Genomic DNA, 20,130 nt, shown 5'->3' on the forward strand with positions numbered 1-20,130 from the left:
ATTGCCGGCGTGAAGCCGGCCAATACCCGAACAAGGAGCTCGTTGAATGAAAAAACTACTGGTTGCTTTCGCCGCCGTTGCCGCGTTTTCCGCCCACGCCGCCGAAACCCTGACCGTGGCCGCCTCCCCGGTGCCCCACGCTGAAATCCTCGAATTCGTGAAGCCGGTGCTGGCCAAAGAAGGTGTGGATCTGCAAGTGAAAGTCTTCACCGACTACGTCCAGCCAAACGTACAGGTGGCCGAAAAGCGCCTGGACGCCAACTTCTTCCAGCACCAGCCGTACCTGGATGAATTCAACAAAGCCAAGGGCACTCACCTGGTGAGCGTTGGCGCTGTGCACCTTGAGCCTCTGGGCGCTTACTCCAGCAAGTACAAAAAGCTGGAAGAACTGCCAAGCGGCGCCAACGTCGTGATCCCGAACGACGCCACCAACGGCGGCCGTGCGCTGTTGCTGCTGGCCAAGCACAACCTGATCACCCTGAAGGACCCGACCAACATCCTGTCGACCATCAAGGACATCACCGGCAACCCGAAAAACCTGAAATTCCGCGAACTGGAAGCCGCCACCCTGCCGCGCGTGCTGACCCAGGTCGACCTGGCGCTGATCAACACCAACTACGCGCTGGAAGCCAAGCTGGACCCTTCCAAGGATGCCCTGGTGATCGAAGGCAATGACTCGCCTTACGTGAACATCCTGGTGACCCGCGAAGACAACAAGGACTCGGATGCAGTGAAGAAGCTGGTAGCCGCCCTGCACACCCCGGAAGTGAAAGCGTTCATTCTCGAGAAGTACAAAGGCGCGATCCTGCCGGCGTTCTGATCCAGAGCTGAAACCCGATCTCCCAGACACTGGAGATCAAATGTGGGAGCTGGCTTGCCTGCGATGGCATCGCTGCGGTGGATCAGTAACACCGCGCCGCCTGTATCGCAGGCAAGCCAGCTCCCACAGTTTCAAGCGCTACACGCCCGGCAACACCTTGGGCATATCCCGCAGCCGTATCCACGGCTCATTGCGCCACCGCAACACACTCAAACTCACCGTCGACCAGGCCAGCCAACTCAGGGCCGGGCTTTCGCTTGCTTGCTGTTTACCGTGCAGGGCGGGCACCACTTCATGGGTCAGCCATTGGCGCAGGGCGCGGTTTTCGGGGCAGTAGTGATAGATCAACATCGCGTACACACCTGATTCGCTGAGCATCAGGGTGGGTGCAGCGTTGCCGTGAGTGGTCGCGGTTAATGTTTGTTGTTGGTCAGGATCGAGCTTGCGCAGCAAAGCTTCGTTGAGATGCAGGCCCATCAGATGGCCAATGTCGCGGGCGCTGAACCAGGCTTGGGCATCGATGAGGATGGCGTGCAGTTGCTGGTGATGGCGGGTGAATACTTCGGGGGTGCAGGGCGGGTCGGGGGTGAGTACTTTCATGATCTGGCTCCTAACGTATTGAGGGGCCGCCAAGCACTACTTCCACGTAATGGGTGGCGGCTGTACGCAGGTGTGGAAGACCGGGACGTTAGGCACCCGGCGCGCTCGAAAGCGCCCCGCGCACAACCACCATAAAACACAGACGATAAAAAGCGCCTGACTCTAGGTGGCGCTTTGTGCGCCTAACGATATAAGGGCTTCCACACCCTGTCACTGAATTTGCAGCGACAGGGCAAAGACTAGTCAGTCGACGCACGCCGAACAAGTTCGCGCCGACCGCTACACATTGCGGGAAAAGTCCGACGACACACCGTTCAGGCACCGTGCACATAATCCTGTGGGAGCTGGCTTGCCTGCGATGGGGCCGTGTCAGTCACATATCTGCTGCTGACACACCGCTATCGCAGGCAAGCCAGCTCCCACATTTGCGCCATGGTGCCAGCACGACAAGTGACAGGCTTATTTACGCTGCAACAACCCCGGGAACTGCGCCACCAGCTTCTGGTTGTTCAATGGCGCACGAATAAACCCGCGCTGCGTCCCATCCGGCCCGATCAACGCCAGGTTGCCGCTGTGGTCCACGGTGTAGTTGGGCTTGCTGGTGTCCGCCGGAATAAACGGAATGCTCACCGCATTCGAAACCTTCTGCACATCCTCCACATTCGCGCCGGTCAGGCCTTCAAACTGAGGATCGAAGTAACCCAGGTACTGTTTGAGCTGCGCCGGCGTATCACGATTGGGGTCAACGCTGACCAAAATCACCTGCAACTTATCCACAACGTCTTTGGGCAGCTCGCTCTTGATCTGGCGCAACTGGGCGAGGGTGGTGGGGCAGATGTCCGGGCAGAAGGTGTAGCCGAAGAACAACACGCTCCATTTGCCTTTCAGCTCGTTGACCACCACCGGCTGGCCGTCCTGGTTGGTCATGGTCACGGGCGGCAGCTGGCGGCTTTGCGGCAGCAGGATGATGCCGGCATCGATCAACGCCGTCGGGTCGCCCTGGCCTTTGCCACTCAGTACTTTGTTGACGGTCAGGCCCATGATCAACGCGACGATGGCCACCAGAATGAAGACAGTTTTTTGAGTTCGAGTCATAGGTTCAACAATAGGTAATGGTCTACGAGCAGGGCGATAAACAGCGCGAACAGGTACCCGATAGAGTACTTGAAGGTGTTGATCGCCGCGTGCGGCCGACTGCCACGGTACAGCACCCAGGCCCATTGCAGAAAGCGCCCGCCCAGAACCAGCGCACACACCAGGTACAGCACGCCGCTCATGTGGATGACATAGGGCATCAGGCTGACCGCCAGCAGGGCGAAGGTGTAGAGCAGGATATGCACCTTGGTGTAGTGCTCGCCATGGGTCACGGGCAGCATCGGGATGTCGGCCTTGGCGTATTCCTCCTTGCGGTGAATCGCCAGGGCCCAGAAGTGCGGCGGGGTCCAGGCGAAGATGATCAGCACCAGCAGCAACGGCTCGGCGCTGACGTGGCCGGTGACGGCCACCCAACCCAGCAACGGCGGCGCCGCACCGGCAAGGCCGCCGATAACGATGTTCTGCGGCGTGGCACGCTTGAGAAAACCGGTGTAGATCACCGCGTAGCCCAACAGCGAGGCCAGGGTCAGCCACGCCGCCAGTGGATTGGTAAACGCCAGCAGCAACGCCAGCCCGGCCACTGCCAGCACCATCGCGAACGTCAGCGCGGCCACAGGCGATACACGGCCTTCCGCCAGCGGGCGTTTATGGGTGCGCGCCATCAGCGCATCGATGCGCCGGTCCACCACATGGTTGACCGCCGCCGCACCACCGGCACACAGGGCGATCCCCAGGTTGCCGAAAATCAGCACCGGCCACGGCACCCCGGCGCGGGTGGCGAGGAACATGCCCACCAATGAGGTGATGAGCATCAGCACCACCACTTTTGGCTTGGTCAGCTCCAGGTAGTCACGCCAGATCGCCTGGCGATGACGCTCGCCGATCAAGGTCGCCATGGCATCTCTCCTTTCAGGGTCATAAGGCCCGACACGTGTTTACGCGGGCTGAAGCGCCAGCCAAACGGCAGCTGATGCCGCACCCGGACCAGGCTGGTACGGGCGTGATAATTGACCAGCACCAGCGTCAGCAGCAACGCCGCGCCGCCCGCGTTATGGGCCACCGCCACCGGCAGCGGCAGGTGGAAATACACGTTGCTCAAGCCCAGGCCGATTTGCGCCGCCAGGGCGATCAGCAACAGGCCCGCCAGGCGGGTCATGCCCACCACCTTGAGTTGCCAGGCCAGGCCCAGCAACACCACGGTGACCAACAGCGCGCCAATCCGATGGGTGAGATGAATCGCCGTGCGCGCGTCACTGTCCAGTTGGCCGCCGAGGTAGTTGGGGCCGATATGCTGGGTCAGGTGAAAACCATTGGCGAAATCCGCCGCCGGCCACCACTGCCCGTGACAGGTCGGCAGGTCGATACAGGCCACCGCCGCGTAGTTGGAACTGACCCATCCACCCAGGGCAATCTGACCGATCACCAGCACCAGCCCGGCCGTGGCCCAGTACTGCAAACGCCTCGGCACGATCAGCGCCGGCAACACGCCGGACAGGCGCAACGTCAGCAAAAACAGCAGGCTTAACGTCGCAAACCCGCCCAATAAATGCCCGGTGACCACTTGCGGCCAGAGCTTCAGCGTCACCGTCCACATACCAAACGCCGCCTGGGCAAACACCACCGCCAACAGGAACAACGGCAACTTCAACGGCTGCCCCGGATGATGCCGATGAGTCCAGGCCCGCGCCGCCAGCAGCACGATCAGCAACCCGAGGGTGCCGGCGAAGTAACGGTGGGTCATCTCGTTCCAGCCCTTGTCCGCCTCCACCGGCGTGTCCGGGTAATGCAGCTCGGCATGGGCCAGTTGGGCTTCGCTTTTCGGCACGCTGATAAAGCCGTAGCACCCCGGCCAATCCGGGCAACCGAGGCCCGCATGGGTCAGGCGGGTATAGGCACCCAGCAGCACTACGATCAGGGCCAGCAGGGTGGCAAACAGCGCGAGGCGAAATCCAGGCTTGGCCATGACGGTGTCCTTATCCGATGTTCGACAGTTTCAGCAGCAGGCGCAGGTCGTTGAGCAGGTCCTTGCCCTTGACCCGGGCGTCGTAGCGCAGCACCAGGTTGCCGTGGGGGTCGACGATCCACAGCTGGGCATCGCCACTGCCCTGGGCGGCGGCGTCTTTGTTGAAGGTCGAGAGGTCCAGGGAATAGCGTTGCAGTTGCGGGTATTCGGCCTTGAGCTTGGCGTCGTAGGCGGTGCTCACCGGCTGCGCGCTGGCCAGGGCGTGGCTGGCGCGGGAGGCATCACGGCCCAGGCCGATCTGGAGTTGGCGCGCGAGGTACACCAGTTGCTGGCAGTCGGCGGTGCAGGCGGTGGGCGCGGTCACCAGCAGTTGCCAGCGGTCTTCGTCGGACTGCACGCCAATGTCGGCGCGGGTCTGGCCATTGCCGATCATCTCGCCGTGGTAGCTGCGGCTGTCCGGTACCCAGAACTGCAACTTGTACATGAAGGTGGCGAGCACCATCGGGCCGACCACCATCAGCAGGATCAGGATCAGTTGCCAGCGGCCTTTGCGCCGGTTGGGCGCTGCTGGCGCGTCAGACATGTTGAGTGGATTCATGGCCGCTCCCATGGCGCTTCTCCTTTTTTGTGTTGTGCCATCCGAGGTAGAGGTAAAGACCGAACAGCGCCACCGCCATGGCGAACCACTGCACGGCATAGCCCAGGTGTTTTTCCGGCCCCATGGCGACCACGGGCCAGTTGGTTTCGTAAGTGCCAGGGCCGGCTTCAGCCCGTACTTCATAGGCGAACCCGCTGCGACCCAGCTCTGCCCACACCGCTTCGGGATGCAGTGCGGTCAGCAATCGCGGCCATTTCGCGCCCGCCGGATCGGCATGCAGCTGGAAGGTCTCGCCGGGCGCCACATAGACCCAGGCGTCGAGATTCAGCAGTTGATCGGGCGTGGTGAACACCGGCGGTGTGCGCCGGTCCGGCCAGGGCAGCCAGCCGCGATTGAGCAACAGCCACTGGCCGCTGGCCTGATCATGGAAAGGCTGCAACAGCTCCACGCCGACCTTGCCGTCACGAAAGCGGTTATCCAGCAGCACGCTGTGCTCGGCATCGAACTGCCCGCGCAAGTGCACACGACGGAACGCCGGATCTTCGGTGGCCTGTAATTGGGTACTGCTCATGGGCTCGGCAGCGCGGCGCTCGGCATAAGTGTCCAGCAGCGCCTGTTTTTCGTGACCGCGAGACAGCTGCCAGAAGCCGAGAAACACCAGCAACGGCAGCAGCATGAGCACCACCAGCGTCGGCGCAATACCGGGGCGAAAGGGTTTCATGGCATTGCCGCAAAGGTCGGTGCTGCGCTGGCTATACTGAATCTCATTGCTCGCCCCCTCCAAAAAAGAGCCCCGGAGCCCACCATGCTCAAAGCAGCCATTGCCCTGATGCTGATCGCTACCGTCGTGAGCCTGTTCAGTGGCTTGTTCTTCCTGGTCAAGGACGAGGGCAACTCCAACCGCCTCGTCACTGCCTTGACCGTGCGTGTGGTGCTGGCCGTGATCACCCTGGGGTTGATCACCTGGGGGTTCTTCAGCGGCCAGTTGGTGTCTCATGCGCCCTGGTGAAACACCTCAAAGCACGTAAACGAAGAAAAACAGCCCGATCCACACCACATCCACAAAGTGCCAATACCAACTGGCCGCTTCGAAGCCGAACTGGTGTTCTTCGTTGAAATGCCCCTTCAGGATGCGCATCAGCATCACAAACAAAATGATCGTACCGATGGTCACGTGGGCACCGTGGAAGCCGGTGAGCATGAAGAAGGTCGCGCCGTACACGCCGGAACCGAGGGTCAGGCCCAGCTCTTTATAAGCATGGATGTATTCCTCGGCCTGGAAGCCGAGAAACGCCCAACCCAGCAACACGGTGATCGCCAGCCAGATCTTCAGCGCACCGCGATGGCCTTTGCGCAAGGCATGGTGGGCGATGGTGATGGTCACGCTGGAGCTGACCAGCAGGATCGTGTTGATCAGCGGCAGGCCCCACGGGCTGATGGTGCCCTTGGGCGCGGGGAACAGTTTCGGGTCAGGATTGTTCAGCAGCGGCCAGGCAAATTCAAAGTTCGGCCACAGCATGTGGGCAACGCCTTTTGAGCCTTCGCCCGCCAGCCACGGCGCCGACATATGCCGCACATAAAACAGCGCGCCGAAGAAGGCGATGAAGAACATCACCTCGGAGAAGATGAACCAGGTCATGCCCCAGCGAAAGGAACGGTCCATCTGCGAACTGTACAAACCGGCGCGGCTTTCCTTGATCACCGCGCCGAACCAGCCAAACATCATGTAGGCCAGCAGCAGGCCGCCGACGAAAAAGATCAGCGGGCCGTGGGATTCCGGGCGTGCCGCCTTCAGGTCGTTGAACCAGGTAGCCAGTCCGAACACCGTAATCAGCATGCCCAACGTGGCAATTATGGGCCATTTGCTTTGCGCTGGTACGTAGTACGTATCATGAGTCGACATGTATTCGTTCTCCTAATCGAGCCCGCAAGCAACGCCTAGCCGCCTGTATGGACAGCCACGGGCGGTTGGCGCGCGGTGATATCGAACAGCGTGTACGCCAGGGTCAAATGCTTCACATCCTTAGGCATGGCGCGATCGACAATAAAGCGCACCGGCATCTCTATGCGCTGACCTGGCTGTAGCACTTGCTGGGTGAAGCAAAAACACTCGGTCTTGTGGAAATACATCGCCGCCTCGGCGGGCGAAATGCTCGGCACCGCCTGGGCCGTCATCGGCTTGTCAGTGGGGTTGTAGGCCACAAACAGCATCTCGGTGACCGCGCCGGGATTGACCACCACCTCGTCAGCCTTGGAGTGGAACTCCCAGACCATGTCGATGGCGTTGGTGGACAGGAATTGCACCCGCACCTGGCGCGTCGGGTCCACCACCTGCTCGCCTTCGTACTGCCCGGCGGTCTTGCCGTTGATGCCGAACGCCTTGCACATCACGTCGTAGATCGGCACCAGGGCAAAGCCGAAGGCGAACATCGCCACCACCAGGATCAGCAGCCGCGTGACCAGGCGCTTGATAGGCACGGACTCAAGCATGGCGGCCACCTGCGAATGAATGTTCTGTGAATGGCTTTTCTGTGGGAGCTGGCTTGCCTGCGATGCTGGCAACTCGGTCTTTCAGGTACACCGAGGTGATGCCATCGCAGGCAAGCCAGTTCCCACAGGATAGGGAGGTGTTCATTTGACCTCCGGCGGCGTGGTGAAGGTGTGGTACGGCGCGGGCGAAGGAATGCTCCATTCCAGCCCTTCGGCACCATCCCACGGCTTGGCCGGCGCCGGCGGCCCGCCACGGATGCACTTGATGACGATGAACAGGAAGAAGATCTGCGTGGCACCAAAGGTGAAGGCACCGATGGAGGAGACCATGTTGAAGTCGGCGAACTGCAGGTTGTAGTCCGGCACCCGACGCGGCATGCCGGCCAGTCCCACGAAGTGCATCGGGAAGAACGCCATGTTCATCCCCACGAACGACAGCCAGAAGTGCAGCTTGCCCAGGGTTTCGTCGTACATGTGGCCGGTCCATTTCGGCAGCCAGTAGTAGGCCGAGGCGAAGATCCCGAAGATCGCGCCGGGCACCAGTACGTAATGGAAGTGCGCCACCACAAAGTAGGTGTCGTGGTACTGGAAGTCCGCCGGGGCGATGGCCAGCATCAACCCGGAGAACCCGCCAATGGTGAACAAAATCACGAAGGCCACGGCGAACAGCATCGGCGTCTCGAAGGTCAGCGAGCCTTGCCACATGGTGCTGACCCAGTTGAACACCTTCACCCCCGTCGGCACCGCGATCAGCAGCGTGGCGTACATGAAGAACAGCTCGCCCACCAGCGGGATGCCCACCACAAACATGTGGTGCGCCCACACGATGAACGACAGGAACGCGATGCTGGCCGTGGCGTACACCATCGACGTGTAGCCGAACAACGGCTTGCGCGAAAAGGTCGGGATGATCGAACTGACGGCGCCGAAGGCCGGCAGGATCATGATGTACACCTCGGGGTGCCCGAAGAACCAGAACACATGCTGGAACAACACCGGGTCACCGCCACCGGCAGCACTGAAGAAGCTGGTGCCGAAGTGGATGTCCATCAGCATCATGGTCACGCAGCCCGCCAGCACCGGCATCACCGCGATCAGCAGGAACGCGGTGATCAGCCAGGTCCAGACGAACAGCGGCATTTTCATCAGGGTCATGCCGGGGGCGCGCAGGTTGAGGATGGTGGCGATGACGTTGATCGCGCCCATGATCGAACTGATGCCCATCAGGTGGATGGCAAAAATGAAGAACGTCACGCTTTCCGGCGCGTAGGTGGTGGAGAGCGGGGCGTAGAAGGTCCAGCCGAAGTTCGGCCCGCCGCCGGGCATGAACAGGGTGGACACCAGCATCAGGAACGCCGCCGGCAACAGCCAGAAGCTGAAGTTGTTCATGCGCGGCAGGGCCATGTCGGGCGCGCCGATCATCAACGGGATCATCCAGTTGGCAAGGCCGACAAACGCCGGCATCACCGCGCCGAACACCATCACCAGGCCGTGCATGGTGGTCATCTGGTTGAAGAACGCCGGCTCCACGATCTGCAAGCCGGGCTGGAACAGCTCGGCGCGGATCACCATGGCGAACGAGCCGCCGAGCAGGAACATGCAGAAGCTGAACCACAGGTACATCGTCCCGATGTCTTTGTGGTTGGTGGTCAGTACCCAGCGCATCAGGCCCTTGGCGGGGCCGTGAGCGTGGTCACCGGCATGACCGTGGTCATCGATCACAGCGCTCATGGCCTTTCTCCTGCAAACGAGTGGGCGGGACGGTTCGGTGAATACGCAATGAAGGCAGTCATTTGCTTTCCGCCTGTTTCAGAGCCAGCACGTCTTTAGGGGTGACCATGTCGCCTTTGTTGTTGCCCCAGGCGTTACGTTCGTAGGTCACGACCGCCGCGATATCGACTTCCGACAGCTGTTTGCCGAACGCCGCCATGGCGGTGCCGGGCTTGCCGAAGTACACGCGGTGCAGGTGGTCTTCCTTGGGGCCCGTGGCAATCGGCGAGCCTTTGAGCGCCGGGAACATCGGCGGCAGGCCCTGGCCTTCGGCCTGGTGACAGGCGACGCAGGTGGTGTGGTAAATCTTGTCGCCACGGGCCACCAGCTCGTCCAGGGTCCATTCCTTGGAGGTCAGCTCCTTGAGCTTGGCCGCCTCTTCCTTGCGCTCGCCGAGCCAGGTGTCGTAGTCGGCCTTGGATTTGACCTCTACCACGATCGGCATAAAGCCGTGGTCCTTGCCACACAGTTCGGCGCACTGGCCGCGGTAGATGCCGGGCTTCTCGACCCGGGCCCAGGCCTCGTTGACGAAGCCGGGAATCGCATCACGCTTGACCGCAAACGCCGGCACCCACCAGGAGTGGATCACGTCGGCGGCGGTCACCAGGAAACGCACCTTGGCGCCCACCGGCAACACCAGCGGCTGGTCGACTTCCAACAGGTAATGCTCGCCTTTGACGGCCTGGTTATGGATCTGCTCGGCGGGCGTGGCCAGGTTGCTGAAGAACTCGACGTCCTGGCCCAGGTATTTGTAGTGCCACTTCCACTGATAGCCGGTGACCTGGATATCAATATCCGACTCGGTGCTGTCGTAGATGTTGATCAGCGTCTTGGTGGCCGGAATGGCCATCGCCACCAGGATCAGCAAGGGCACCACGGTCCAGAGAATCTCCACCGTCGTACTCTCGTGAAACTTGGCTGCCACCTGGCCCGTGGAGCGCCGGTGAACGATCATCGACCAGAACATCGCGCCAAACACGACAATGCCGATCGCCACACAGATCCAGAAAATGGTCATGTGCAGGTCAAACACGGCGTGACTGACTTCAGTGGCCCCTGGCGCCATATTCGTTGTCCAGGCGGCGTGCGCCTGGCCGAATACTGACCACAACAGTAGGCCCATCCAAACATGTGGATGTCGCGTCATTGCGGGTTCCCCTTATCGTTCTTGTTATCCCGCCGGTTTGCACCTGCGGCCAAGGGAGCGGCTTCCATACTGCTTACAACCGCTAAGCCTTGCCTGCTCATGCAGTCGGGCGTCATCAGCTAATTGCGTACAAAACCGAGTATAGACAGCGACCGCCACCCCGCAATGTGATCGGGCAAATGAACGAAAATGGACGAACCGACCACACAGACAGGACCGGTGGCGCGAGTTATCCGACGAACGATGGCGATTTGATATAACAGCAGTGCATAACCATGAAATAATTATGACAAATGCGTCTTAGGCGCTCGTATAAACGAGCTACCTTATGCTCTCCCTATTTCCTACGCCTGCATCACTGGAGCTTTCATGAACACCGCCGCATTGCGCGAGCAGATTTCCCGTGCCCATCAACACGAATCCAGCACCGGCCAGCTTGCTCAGCAGCTGGAAGTCCAGTTACCGCACCTGCACCCGGCGATTTCCCTGCCTGACGTTGATGCAAAGGGCGTAATGACGCGCTTTGTCAGTGCCTACATCGATCAGGTGCCGGACTTGCTGGACGCGGCCAACGACGTTGCCCGCGAGGCCGGTATTGAAAGCCAGATCAAACCGGTGCTGAAAATCGCCGAGCATTTCTTCCTGCAACCGCCCGCGATCCTGGCCGGGCATGAAGGCCTGGACGGTTTGCTGGACGAGGCTTACCTGGCGCACCGCCTGGTGGAAGAGGTCAACGACCTGTACATCAAGCACTTCGGCCAGCCGTTGATTCCGCTGGATACCACGGTGGCGAACGTGATTGCCCACCAGTTGATCGGCGAGACCTTTGCCAATCAGCTGGACGAAGCCGTGCACCACGCAGTGGATGAGATGCTCAACGAAGAGAGCTTTGCCCTTGAGTCGGTCGAAGCATACCGCGACAAGCTCAAGAGCCCGGACACGGAAGCCGCGTGGAAACGCTGGCCGTGCCTGTCGCGGCAGTTGGGAGTGGGGCTTGAGCTGGATCAGCCGGCCTGACTTGCATCGCTGACGCCGATCCACTGTCGGAGCGAGCTTGCTCGCGAAGAACGTCAACGATAACGCGGGCATTCTGAATGTACGCGGCGTGCTGAAGTTTTTCGCGAGCAAGCTCGCTCCGACAGAAGGTCACAAGGCGGCTGAACCGATCCCGGTCGTCGTCCGCACCCTACCTTCCAGCCTGCGCTTCAACCCCCGCGCCTCAATCATCAGTTTCGAGCCCTTGGCCGCATTGGCCCGCCCCCATTCCTCCAGCAGCTCAAGGCAGGAGTGGTCGATATAACTCAGGTTACTCAGCGGCACATGCACTGTGGTGCCGGCGGGCACCGTCGACAACACCTGGGTCAACGCCGGCACCTTGAGAAAGGTCGCCGCCCCCGTCAAGCGCAACTCCATCTCACCATCCTGGGGCAGGTCGATCAGGCTTATTTTCAGGCGCGAAGCCTTGAACGCCAGCTTGACCAGCGTCAACCCGAAGCCCACCAATACGCCGGTCAGCAAGTCGGTAAAGATGATCGCCAGGGCCGTCGCCGCGTAGGTAAACATCGGCATCCGCCCATAACGCGCCAGGCCACGAAACGCCTTCATGTCCACCAGTTTGATCCCGGTGTACACCAGCACGCCCGCCAGGCTCGCCACCGGAATGCTTTGCAGCACGCTGGACAGCAGTAATACGAAGCCCAGCAGCCACAGGCCGTGGAACATCGCCGACAGCCGCGTGGTAGCACCGGCCTGAACGTTGGCCGAACTGCGCACGATCACACCGGTCATCGGCAGGGCGCCCACCAGGCCACACAGCATGTTGCCCACGCCTTGCGCCGACAATTCCTTGTCAAAATCGGAGCGTTGGCCACTGTGCATACGGTCGACTGCCGCCGCCGACAACAATGTTTCAGCGCTGGCGATAAACGCCACGGCAAAAGCGGCGATCAACAGGTTGGGGTCCGCCAGGTTCAGCAGGTCACTGGGCCGCAGCCAGTCGATAGCGTCCGCCAGGTTTTCCGGCACCTCCACACGCTTGACCTGCAACGCCAGCACCAGGCTGGTGACGGTCGCCAAGCCCACGCCGAGGAGGGCGCCCGGCACGAAGCGCAGCTTTTGTGGGCGGAATTTGTCCCACAGCCACATCACCAGAATCGTCGACAGCCCGAGCAAACCTGCCTGCCAGCCAAGGCCACCGCCCAGGGTCGGAATCGCCTGGACCAGCGCTGCCGGGAAGCCGGCGAGGTTATCCAGCCCGGAAGGTTTGGGCACACCGTCGAGCATTACATGGACTTGCGACAGGACAATCAGCACCCCGATCCCCGCCAGCATCCCGTACACCACCGCAGGCGCCGTGACACGAAACCAGCAACCCAGGCGCAAACGCCCGGCCACCAGTTGCAGGAAGCCCGCCAGCAACAGGATTGGCCCGAGCATCGCCATACCATGCTGGCGCACCACCTCGAACACCAGCACCGCCAACCCGGCGGCCGGGCCGCTGACTTGCAGCGGCGACCCTGCCAGCCAACCCACCACCAGCCCACCAATGATCCCGGTGATCAGGCCCTTGGCGGGCGGCATCCCGGACGCAATCGCGATCCCCATGCACAGCGGCAAAGCGACCAGAAACACAACCACGGAGGCCAGCAGCTCCCGTGGCAGTACAGCTTTTAATTGAGCAGCACGCATGATGACTCTCCCGAGGCATTCGCCGGGCGTGGCAAGGCCTGGCTGCTCGAATGGCAGCCATCGCGTTACCCGACAGGGGATGTGTTAGAAGCGCGCTTTAGGCGTCGCGGATGGGATCGGTTGGGTACCGTTCAAGGGCAGGAACGCTGCCTGATCCGCATCGTAGGCCCGGATTTCGCTGGTCTCGATGTCGTAGACCCAGCCATGGATAAACAAATGCCCGTTGGCCATGCGCGAGGCCACTGACGGGTGCGTGCGCAGGTGCTGCAACTGGGCAATCACGTTTTCTTCGGTCAGCACGTGCATGCTTTCGTGTTCGCTGGCGCAGTCGCAGTTGTCCTGGACCATGGTCTTGGCGACCTCGGCGTGGCGCAGCCAGGCTTTTACCGTGGGCATTTTTTCCAGGCTTTGAGGGTTGAGCACCGCACGCATGGCGCCGCAGTCGGAGTGGCCGCAAATGATGATGTGCTGCACACCCAGGGCCAGTACTGCGTACTCGATGGCCGTGGAAACACCGCCGTTCATCTGCCCATAGGGCGGTACGACGTTGCCGACGTTACGGGTCACGAACAAATCCCCCGGGGAGCTTTGGGTAATCAGTTCGGGCACGATGCGCGAGTCGGCGCAGGTAATGAACATCGCCCTTGGGCTCTGGGCCGTGGCGAGTTTTTTGAAGAGTTCTTCCTGCTGCGGAAAGATCTCGTTATGGAAGTGCAAAAAGCCTTCAACGATGTGCTGCAGCGCTGCATCGGCGGACTCCGCCTCGTGAGGGGCTGAAGCCGACGCAGCCAGCGGCTGTTTATCCTTGTCACTCATGATTCATCCTCTTGATTGGAGCAGGGGGAGTTTTCCAGTGCGGTCGGCGCCGAAACGGGCCCGCCGACTCATTAGTCACTCGATGAACAAGGTACCCGCCGAAACTTAACTCAAACTGAATGAACCGCTCTAGATCGGGGCTTTCAGTGATGTCAAAACGCGACTATTCATACAAGGCCGTGCGCTTTACCCAGCAGTTTACAACAAAGCCATCTGCCTGCCCGGCGGACAAAACGCGGTGCAATCCAGATTAAACCCTTCCCGACGGTTGAGCCCCAATCGTTTGATCGCCTTGGCGAAACGTTGTGCCAACAGGTCGGCAAACGGTCCTTCGCCACGCATGCGCACACCGAAGCGGCTGTCGTAGACCTCACCCCCGCGCACCTGCCGCACCAGGCTCATCACGTGGGCCGCTCGCTGGGGGTAATGGGCCGCCAGCCACTCCTCGAACAGCGGCGCCACCTCCAGGGGCAGGCGCAGCATCATGTACGCCGCACTTTGCGCGCCAGCGGCGTGGGCCTCGGTCAGCAGGCTCTCCAGCTCGCTGTCGTTGATCATCGGGATCATCGGCGAACACAACACGCCCACCGGGATTCCCGCCTCACGCATGACCCGGATCGCCCGCAGCCGGGCCTTGGGCGCAGCCGTGCGCGGCTCGAGGATACGCTTGAGCTCATCGTCCAGGCTGGTGAGGCTGATCATCACCGCCACCAGCCGCTGCTGTGCCAGTTCGGTCAACAGGTCAAGGTCCCGCAGGATCAGCGAACCCTTGGTGATGATCGTCACCGGGTGACGATAGCGCAGCAGCACTTCCAGGGTTTGGCGGGTGATCTTGTACTCGCGCTCGATAGGCTGGTACGGGTCGGTGTTGGAACCCAGGTTGATCGGCGCGCAGGTATAGCCCGGCTTCGACAATTGCTGCTCCAGCACATCCGCGGCGTTGGTCTTGGCGATCAGCTTGGTTTCAAAATCCAGCCCCGGCGACAAGTCCCAATACGCATGACTGGGCCGTGCATAGCAGTAGATACAACCATGCTCGCAGCCGCGATACGGGTTGATCGACCGATCAAACGGGATATCCGGCGAGCTGTTGCGGGTGATGATGGTTTTAGCGGTTTCGATACGGACTTCGGTGCCCTGGGTCTGTGGCACTTCCTGATACCAGCCGTCGTCTTCCGCCACGCTGACAGTGGGCGCGAAACGATTGTGCAGGTTGGTGGCCGTGCCGCGCCCGCGAGGCGGCAGAGGAGTGGACATGAAAGCGCCTCTATACTGTTTTTTTATACAGTATAGAGGCGCAGCGTTTCTGGCCAGTGCCGTTGGGCGGTCGACGTCCAATCAGTGCTTGGAGGTCACTTGACCAAGGTCATCGCCCGAGGTGGTCTGCATGTCATTCTTGCGCAGGTTCGCCACATCACTGGCTTTCACCGGCTCGCCTTTGTTGCCCCAACTGCCCCGGACGAAACTGACGACATCCGCCACTTCCTGATCCGACAACCGCCAGGCAAACGCCGGCATGGTGAAGGTCGAAGGCGCCGTATGGGTAGCCGGCAAGGTGCCGCCGTTCAACACAATGTTGATCAACGAAGTCGCATCCGCCGTCTGCAACACCGGGTTGCCCGCCAGCGCCGGGAATACCCGGGTGTAGCCATGGCCGTCGGTACGGTGGCAGGCCGCGCAGTTGTCGATATACACCGATGCCCCGGGCTTGCTGTCATCGCCTTTCCACAGCGCGTCGGCGACCTGTTTGTCGTACTGGTGCGGCTGATCCTTGGGGTCCACCGCCGGCAGGCTCTTGAGGTAACGGGCGATAGCCGTCAGGTCAGCTTCCGACATGTACTGCATGCTGTGGACCACAACGTCGCTCATGCCGCCAAACACCGCGCTGCGATCACTGCGACCGGTCTTGAGGAATTGCACCAGTTGGTCTTCGCTCCAGCTACCCAGGCCGTCCTTGTGGTCGCCCCGCAGGCTCTTGGCAATCCAGCCTTCCAGCGGCGCACTGCCGGACAGAAAAGCGCTGCCGTCTGACGCACTCAGGGATTTTTCCTGCATGGTCAGCGCCCGTGGCGTATGACAGGCGCCGCAGTGGCCGAGGCCTTCCACCAGGTACGCGCCCCGGCTGATCACCGGGTCGGCGCCTGCCTGGGCTTTGTAGTCCTCGACCTTGGGCGCGAACATCCAACGCCACCCGGCCAGCGGCCAGCGCATGCTCAACGGCCAGGGAATATCGCTGTCCTTGTTGACCTGCGCCACCGGCTCCACGCCCTTCATGAAGTACGCGTACAGCGCCTGCATGTCGCTTTCACTGACTCGCGCATAAGACGGGTAGGGCATTGCCGGGTAAAGGGTACTACCGTTCTTGGCGACGCCATGGCGCACGGCCTGGTCGAAGTCTTCGAAGCTGTAGTCGCCTAGGCCGGTTTTATCCGGGGTGATGTTGGTGGAGTAAATAGTGCCGATCGGGGTTTCCATCGGCAGGCCACCCGCGAATGGCTTGCCGCCCTTGGCGGTGTGGCAGGCCACGCAGTCACCGGCGCGCGCCAGGTACTCACCTTGTTTGACCAGATCGGTTTCAGCCGCACTCACTGAGCAGCTGCTGATCAAGGCCAGGGACGCGATTACAAATGCTTTCATGGTCATCGCTCCTTATGCCTGAACCAGTGGGCCGGGGTTTTTCAGGTATTGCTCGCGAATCGCCCGCGCCGACCAGTAGGTCAACGCCGCCACCAGGCCTGTAGGGTTGTAGCCCAGGCCTTGTGGGAAGGCAGAAGCGCCCGGGACGAATACGTTGTGCACGTCCCAGCACTGCAAGTAGCGGTTCAAGGCGCTGGTTTTCGGGTCGGTGCCCATGATCGCGCCACCGTTGAGGTGGGTGGTCTGGTAGGACGCGGTATTGAAATGCTCGCCCACCTTTTTGCCCAGCAAGGCGATCGCCTTGGGGTTCATCGCTTCGGCGATCTTGCTCATTTTGTCGACCATGAAGCGGTTCATCTTGATGTCGTTTTCCTGCCAGTCGAACGTCATGCGCAGCAGCGGCATGCCGTAGGCATCGCGGTAAACCGGGTCCAGGTCGAGGTAGTTGCCACGGTAGGATTGATGAGCGCCGTGGGCGTCCATCGACACCTGGTGGGTGTAGTAATCGGCGGTGGCGCGCTTCCACGCGCTGCCCCAGGCCGGGGTGCCCGGCGGGTTGGAGGTGCCGGCAATCGGCCGGCTGCCCGCCTGGTTGACCCACATCGGCGAGCCGCCTACAAAGCCATGAGGCCCGTGGTCGAAGTTGTCCGCGTTGAAGTCATCGATCGCCACACCGTTGCCGCCGGCACCGATGAAGTTGTTGGTGTGCACGTCCTTGTCGAAGAACGCCTTGATGGTGGCCATGTTCTGGTAGGCAAAGTTCCGGCCCACCACGCCCTCGCCGGAGATCGGGTCGTAGGGTTTGCCGATGCCCGACAGCAGCATCAGGCGCACGTTGTTGAACTGGAAGGAACCGAGGATCACCAGGTCCGCCGGCTGCTCGCATTCGCGCCCCTGGGCGTCGACGTACGTCACGCCGGTGGCCTTGCGTTTGGTGCTGTCGAGATTGACCTTCAGCACGTGGGAATTGGGCCGCAGTTCGAACTTGGGCTCCTGGCGCAAGGCCGGCAGGATGTTCACGTTCGGCGAAGCCTTGGAATACATGTAGCAAACGTAACCGCTGCAGAAGCCGCAGAAGTTGCACGGCCCCATCTGCGCGCCGTAAGGGTTGGTGTACGGCCCCGACGTATTCGCGGACGGCAGGTTGTAGGGCTTGTACCCCACGGCTGTGGCGGCCTTCTGGAACAACTGTGCGGAGACGGTGTTCTTCTGCGACTCCAGCGGGAAATGATTTGAGCGATCCGGCGCATAAGGGTTACCGCCCTTGCCTTCGCCCACCAGTTGGCCTTTCACCGTCCAGGCCTGCCCCGAGGTGCCGAAGACTTTCTCGGCATAGTCGAAGAACGGCTCCAGCTCTTCGTAGCTGACACCGAAATCCTGGATGGTCATGTCCTTGGGAATGAAGTTTTTCCCGTAGCGCTCCTCGTAATGGCTGCGCATGCGTAACTCGATCGGGTCGACCCGAAAGTGCACGCCCGACCAGTGCAGGCCGGCACCCCCCACGCCATTGCCGGGCAGGAACGCACCCAGCTGGCGATTGGGCATTGCCACATCATTCACGCTATGGCGAATGGTCACGGTTTCCTTGGAGATGTCCTGGAAGAGCTTTTTGCGCACGCTGTAGGTCAATTCGTCGATGACCTGGGGATAGTTGCCGTCCGGGTAAGTGTCCTGCATCGGGCCGCGCTCCAGCGCGACCACGTTGAGGCCCGCTTCCGTCAGCTCCTTGGCCATGATCGCGCCAGTCCAGCCGAAGCCAACGATCACCGCATCCACTTTCTTCATGATGGTCGCCACGTTTATGCCCTCTCGCCACGGATGGAAACAGCCGGGAAGGGGTATTGCTCGTTGCGTTCAACCCAATCCATGAAATCGGCGCGGGCGCCGGGGAAGCCGATCATGGTCCAGCCGACCATGCCTTTGTTGCCACCGTGGACCGGGTCGCAGAAGAACCCTTCCTTGGTGTTTTGCAGCAACAGGTTGAAGAAAATCTTCGGCGGAACGCTGTCGAACTGCGCGTCACCGGCCTCCAGGCGTTGCAATAACTTTTCCTGGGTAGCGCTGTCTTGCTCAGCAAATACCTTGCCGTTCGTCGCCTTCGACCACGCATCCGTGGCGGCAATGCCCAAGCGATAGATCTCCTTGGGCACCAATTTGCTCTGCCAGCCCATTTCAGGTGGGGCATCGGCATTGAACGGGCCTTGCATGAACCACAAGGCGCCAGCCGCGTACGGCGTGTTCATCTGGCGGTCGATATATTCCGGCGCGCCGGCTTCCAGAGCGCCGGGGCCTTGGTCATCTGCCGGGATCAAGCGGGCGACTGCCGCGTTGATAAAGGCCCACTCCTCGGCAGTGAAATAACTCGGCTCATAGGCCTTGCTGCTGACAGGCGCCTTTTCGGGGCTTGCTTGAACCGGCTCGGGGACCGCCATCAGCATCGAACCGCCCAGGCCCGTGCTGGCGACAGTGACCACCGGGATCAAGGTCAAGGATTTGCGCAAAAACTCACGCCGGGGGTTGTCTTGATCTTGATCAGACATGGTGGCACCTCATCATGTGGTCACGGATTTATCAGCCGCTTCTGGGAGCGACTTAATAGTTTTGGCAGTAAATAGGATCCAAAGGACCCAAAGGGATAGAACACAGCGGCAATCAATAGTTACAAAGGATAGCAGGCTAAGGATCTGGGAGAATCGATTCAGCCTTAAAAAACAGCAGGACTTCACGATTCTTTGACGAACACCTCACGCGGCGTTGACCCCCCATAGGCGAATCTGGCCCCCATCAGCCCTTTCCCTATTCGGTTACATCGCCCATGTTCAAGAATCAATTGCTGCCTGCTCTGAGCCTGGCGTTCATGGCGCTGTTTACCACCGTGCACCTCCAGGCCGAAGAACTCACCCCGATTCGTTCAGCGGAATGGGCCCAGCCGGTGGGCAACCAGTACAACCTGTACCAGATGACGCCCACGCTTTATCGCAGCGCGCTGCCGGATAGCGGCGCTGTGGCGGTACTGGAAAAACTCAAGATCGGTACAGTGATCAATTTCCTGCCCGAGTCCGATGCCAGCTGGCTGAAATCACCGGCAATCAATCAGGTGCAATTGTCTTATCGCACCAACCATGTCGACGACGCCGACGTGCTGGCAGCGTTGCGTGCGATTCAGGGCGCCGAAGCCAACGGCCCGGTGCTGATGCACTGTAAACACGGCTCGGACCGTACAGGCCTGATGGCGGCGATGTATCGGGTGGTGGTTCAGGGGTGGAGCAAGGAAGACGCGCTGAACGAAATGACCTTGGGCGGTTTTGGCGCAAGCAACGGTTTTAAAGACGGCGTTCGCTACATGATGAAGGCCGATGTCGACAAGTTACGCACCGCACTGGCCAACGGTGAATGCAGCACCAGCGCCTTTGCGCTGTGCTCGATGAAAAGCTGGCTGAATACCGCGGACAACACCACCGACTCGGCCCAGGAAAAAGCCGCGCTGGTGATCGCCCCCTGAGCCA

General features: G+C 61.0%; 20 protein-coding genes. 4 read left to right on the plus strand and 16 right to left on the minus strand.

All coding sequences use genetic code 11. From position 1 onward, the window contains the following. Window positions 1-46 precede the first annotated feature (46 nt). Window positions 47-820: a MetQ/NlpA family ABC transporter substrate-binding protein gene (locus tag HX855_RS24915; protein ID WP_010168620.1), complete on the plus strand. Its 774-nt coding sequence runs from the start codon at window positions 47-49 to the stop codon at window positions 818-820. 138 nt (window positions 821-958) lie between these two features. Here the strand turns inward: HX855_RS24915 and HX855_RS24920 are convergent, their stop codons facing one another. The 6 genes from HX855_RS24920 to HX855_RS24945 form a co-directional block, all read right to left on the minus strand. Then, window positions 959-1,420, minus strand: a complete 462-nt coding sequence (locus HX855_RS24920; RefSeq protein WP_177084520.1) for a Bro-N domain-containing protein — start codon at window positions 1,418-1,420, stop codon at window positions 959-961. Between the two features lie 459 nt (window positions 1,421-1,879). Next, window positions 1,880-2,515: an SCO family protein gene (locus HX855_RS24925; RefSeq protein WP_010168617.1), complete on the minus strand. Its 636-nt coding sequence runs from the start codon at window positions 2,513-2,515 to the stop codon at window positions 1,880-1,882. Further along, on the minus strand, window positions 2,512-3,411 hold the full coding sequence (cyoE, locus tag HX855_RS24930; protein ID WP_177084519.1) for a heme o synthase: 900 nt from the start codon (window positions 3,409-3,411) through the stop codon (window positions 2,512-2,514). The genes HX855_RS24925 and cyoE overlap by 4 nt, the downstream gene beginning before the upstream one ends. Continuing rightward, window positions 3,399-4,478 (minus strand): heme A synthase, encoded by a 1,080-nt coding sequence (locus tag HX855_RS24935; protein WP_177084518.1) that lies wholly within the window; start codon window positions 4,476-4,478, stop codon window positions 3,399-3,401. The genes cyoE and HX855_RS24935 overlap by 13 nt, the downstream gene beginning before the upstream one ends. Before the next feature lie 10 nt (window positions 4,479-4,488). Continuing rightward, complete coding sequence (locus HX855_RS24940; protein ID WP_177084517.1) at window positions 4,489-5,088, minus strand: hypothetical protein; 600 nt, start codon at window positions 5,086-5,088, stop codon at window positions 4,489-4,491. Continuing rightward, on the minus strand, window positions 5,054-5,797 hold the full coding sequence (locus tag HX855_RS24945; RefSeq protein ID WP_177084516.1) for an SURF1 family protein: 744 nt from the start codon (window positions 5,795-5,797) through the stop codon (window positions 5,054-5,056). The genes HX855_RS24940 and HX855_RS24945 overlap by 35 nt, the downstream gene beginning before the upstream one ends. Before the next feature lie 84 nt (window positions 5,798-5,881). Between HX855_RS24945 and HX855_RS24950 the strand changes: the two genes are divergently transcribed. Continuing rightward, complete coding sequence (locus HX855_RS24950) at window positions 5,882-6,085, plus strand: twin transmembrane helix small protein (RefSeq protein ID WP_010168612.1); 204 nt, start codon at window positions 5,882-5,884, stop codon at window positions 6,083-6,085. Window positions 6,086-6,091: 6 nt separating this feature from the next. Here HX855_RS24950 and HX855_RS24955 read toward each other — a convergent pair whose 3' ends face one another. The 4 genes from HX855_RS24955 to coxB all read right to left on the minus strand — a co-directional run bounded on the left by HX855_RS24955 (window position 6,092) and on the right by coxB (window position 10,483). Next, on the minus strand, window positions 6,092-6,979 hold the full coding sequence (locus HX855_RS24955) for a cytochrome c oxidase subunit 3 (protein WP_177084515.1): 888 nt from the start codon (window positions 6,977-6,979) through the stop codon (window positions 6,092-6,094). A gap of 35 nt (window positions 6,980-7,014) precedes the next feature. Next, entirely contained in the window at window positions 7,015-7,566 is a 552-nt protein-coding gene (locus HX855_RS24960) for a cytochrome c oxidase assembly protein (RefSeq protein WP_177084514.1), read from the minus strand. 141 nt (window positions 7,567-7,707) lie between these two features. Beyond that, window positions 7,708-9,297 carry a cytochrome c oxidase subunit I gene (ctaD, locus tag HX855_RS24965; protein WP_003214853.1) on the minus strand — a complete coding sequence of 530 codons (1,590 nt, stop codon included), beginning with the start codon at window positions 9,295-9,297 and terminating at the stop codon, window positions 7,708-7,710. 58 nt (window positions 9,298-9,355) lie between these two features. Beyond that, a complete protein-coding gene (coxB, locus tag HX855_RS24970) occupies window positions 9,356-10,483 on the minus strand; it encodes a cytochrome c oxidase subunit II (RefSeq protein ID WP_177084511.1) in 1,128 nt (375 codons plus the stop codon). Between the two features lie 369 nt (window positions 10,484-10,852). On the opposite strand from coxB, the gene HX855_RS24975 reads away from it, so the two are divergent. Next, window positions 10,853-11,500, plus strand: coding sequence for a hypothetical protein (locus HX855_RS24975; protein ID WP_177084509.1), 648 nt, complete (start codon window positions 10,853-10,855; stop codon window positions 11,498-11,500). 129 nt (window positions 11,501-11,629) lie between these two features. Here HX855_RS24975 and HX855_RS24980 read toward each other — a convergent pair whose 3' ends face one another. From HX855_RS24980 to HX855_RS25005, 6 genes are all read right to left on the minus strand, one after another. Then, window positions 11,630-13,171, minus strand: a complete 1,542-nt coding sequence (locus tag HX855_RS24980; protein ID WP_177084508.1) for a SulP family inorganic anion transporter — start codon at window positions 13,169-13,171, stop codon at window positions 11,630-11,632. Window positions 13,172-13,255: 84 nt separating this feature from the next. Next, entirely contained in the window at window positions 13,256-13,987 is a 732-nt protein-coding gene (locus HX855_RS24985; protein WP_177084506.1) for a carbonic anhydrase, read from the minus strand. 198 nt (window positions 13,988-14,185) lie between these two features. Then, a complete protein-coding gene (locus HX855_RS24990) occupies window positions 14,186-15,244 on the minus strand; it encodes a PA0069 family radical SAM protein (RefSeq protein ID WP_177084504.1) in 1,059 nt (352 codons plus the stop codon). A gap of 81 nt (window positions 15,245-15,325) precedes the next feature. After that, entirely contained in the window at window positions 15,326-16,624 is a 1,299-nt protein-coding gene (locus HX855_RS24995) for a cytochrome c (protein WP_177084502.1), read from the minus strand. 12 nt (window positions 16,625-16,636) lie between these two features. Continuing rightward, window positions 16,637-18,421, minus strand: coding sequence for a GMC family oxidoreductase (locus tag HX855_RS25000; protein WP_177084500.1), 1,785 nt, complete (start codon window positions 18,419-18,421; stop codon window positions 16,637-16,639). Window positions 18,422-18,423: 2 nt separating this feature from the next. Then, the gene (locus HX855_RS25005) at window positions 18,424-19,164 is read right to left on the minus strand and encodes a gluconate 2-dehydrogenase subunit 3 family protein (RefSeq protein ID WP_177084497.1); all 741 of its coding nucleotides are present in this window, start codon (window positions 19,162-19,164) and stop codon (window positions 18,424-18,426) included. 275 nt (window positions 19,165-19,439) lie between these two features. Between HX855_RS25005 and HX855_RS25010 the strand changes: the two genes are divergently transcribed. Continuing rightward, a complete protein-coding gene (locus HX855_RS25010; protein ID WP_177084495.1) occupies window positions 19,440-20,126 on the plus strand; it encodes a tyrosine-protein phosphatase in 687 nt (228 codons plus the stop codon). The last annotated feature ends 4 nt before the right edge of the window (window positions 20,127-20,130 follow it).

The sequence above is a fragment of the Pseudomonas sp. IPO3778 genome, from assembly GCF_013386825.1.
In the GTDB taxonomy this organism is placed as follows: Bacteria; Pseudomonadota; Gammaproteobacteria; order Pseudomonadales; family Pseudomonadaceae; genus Aquipseudomonas.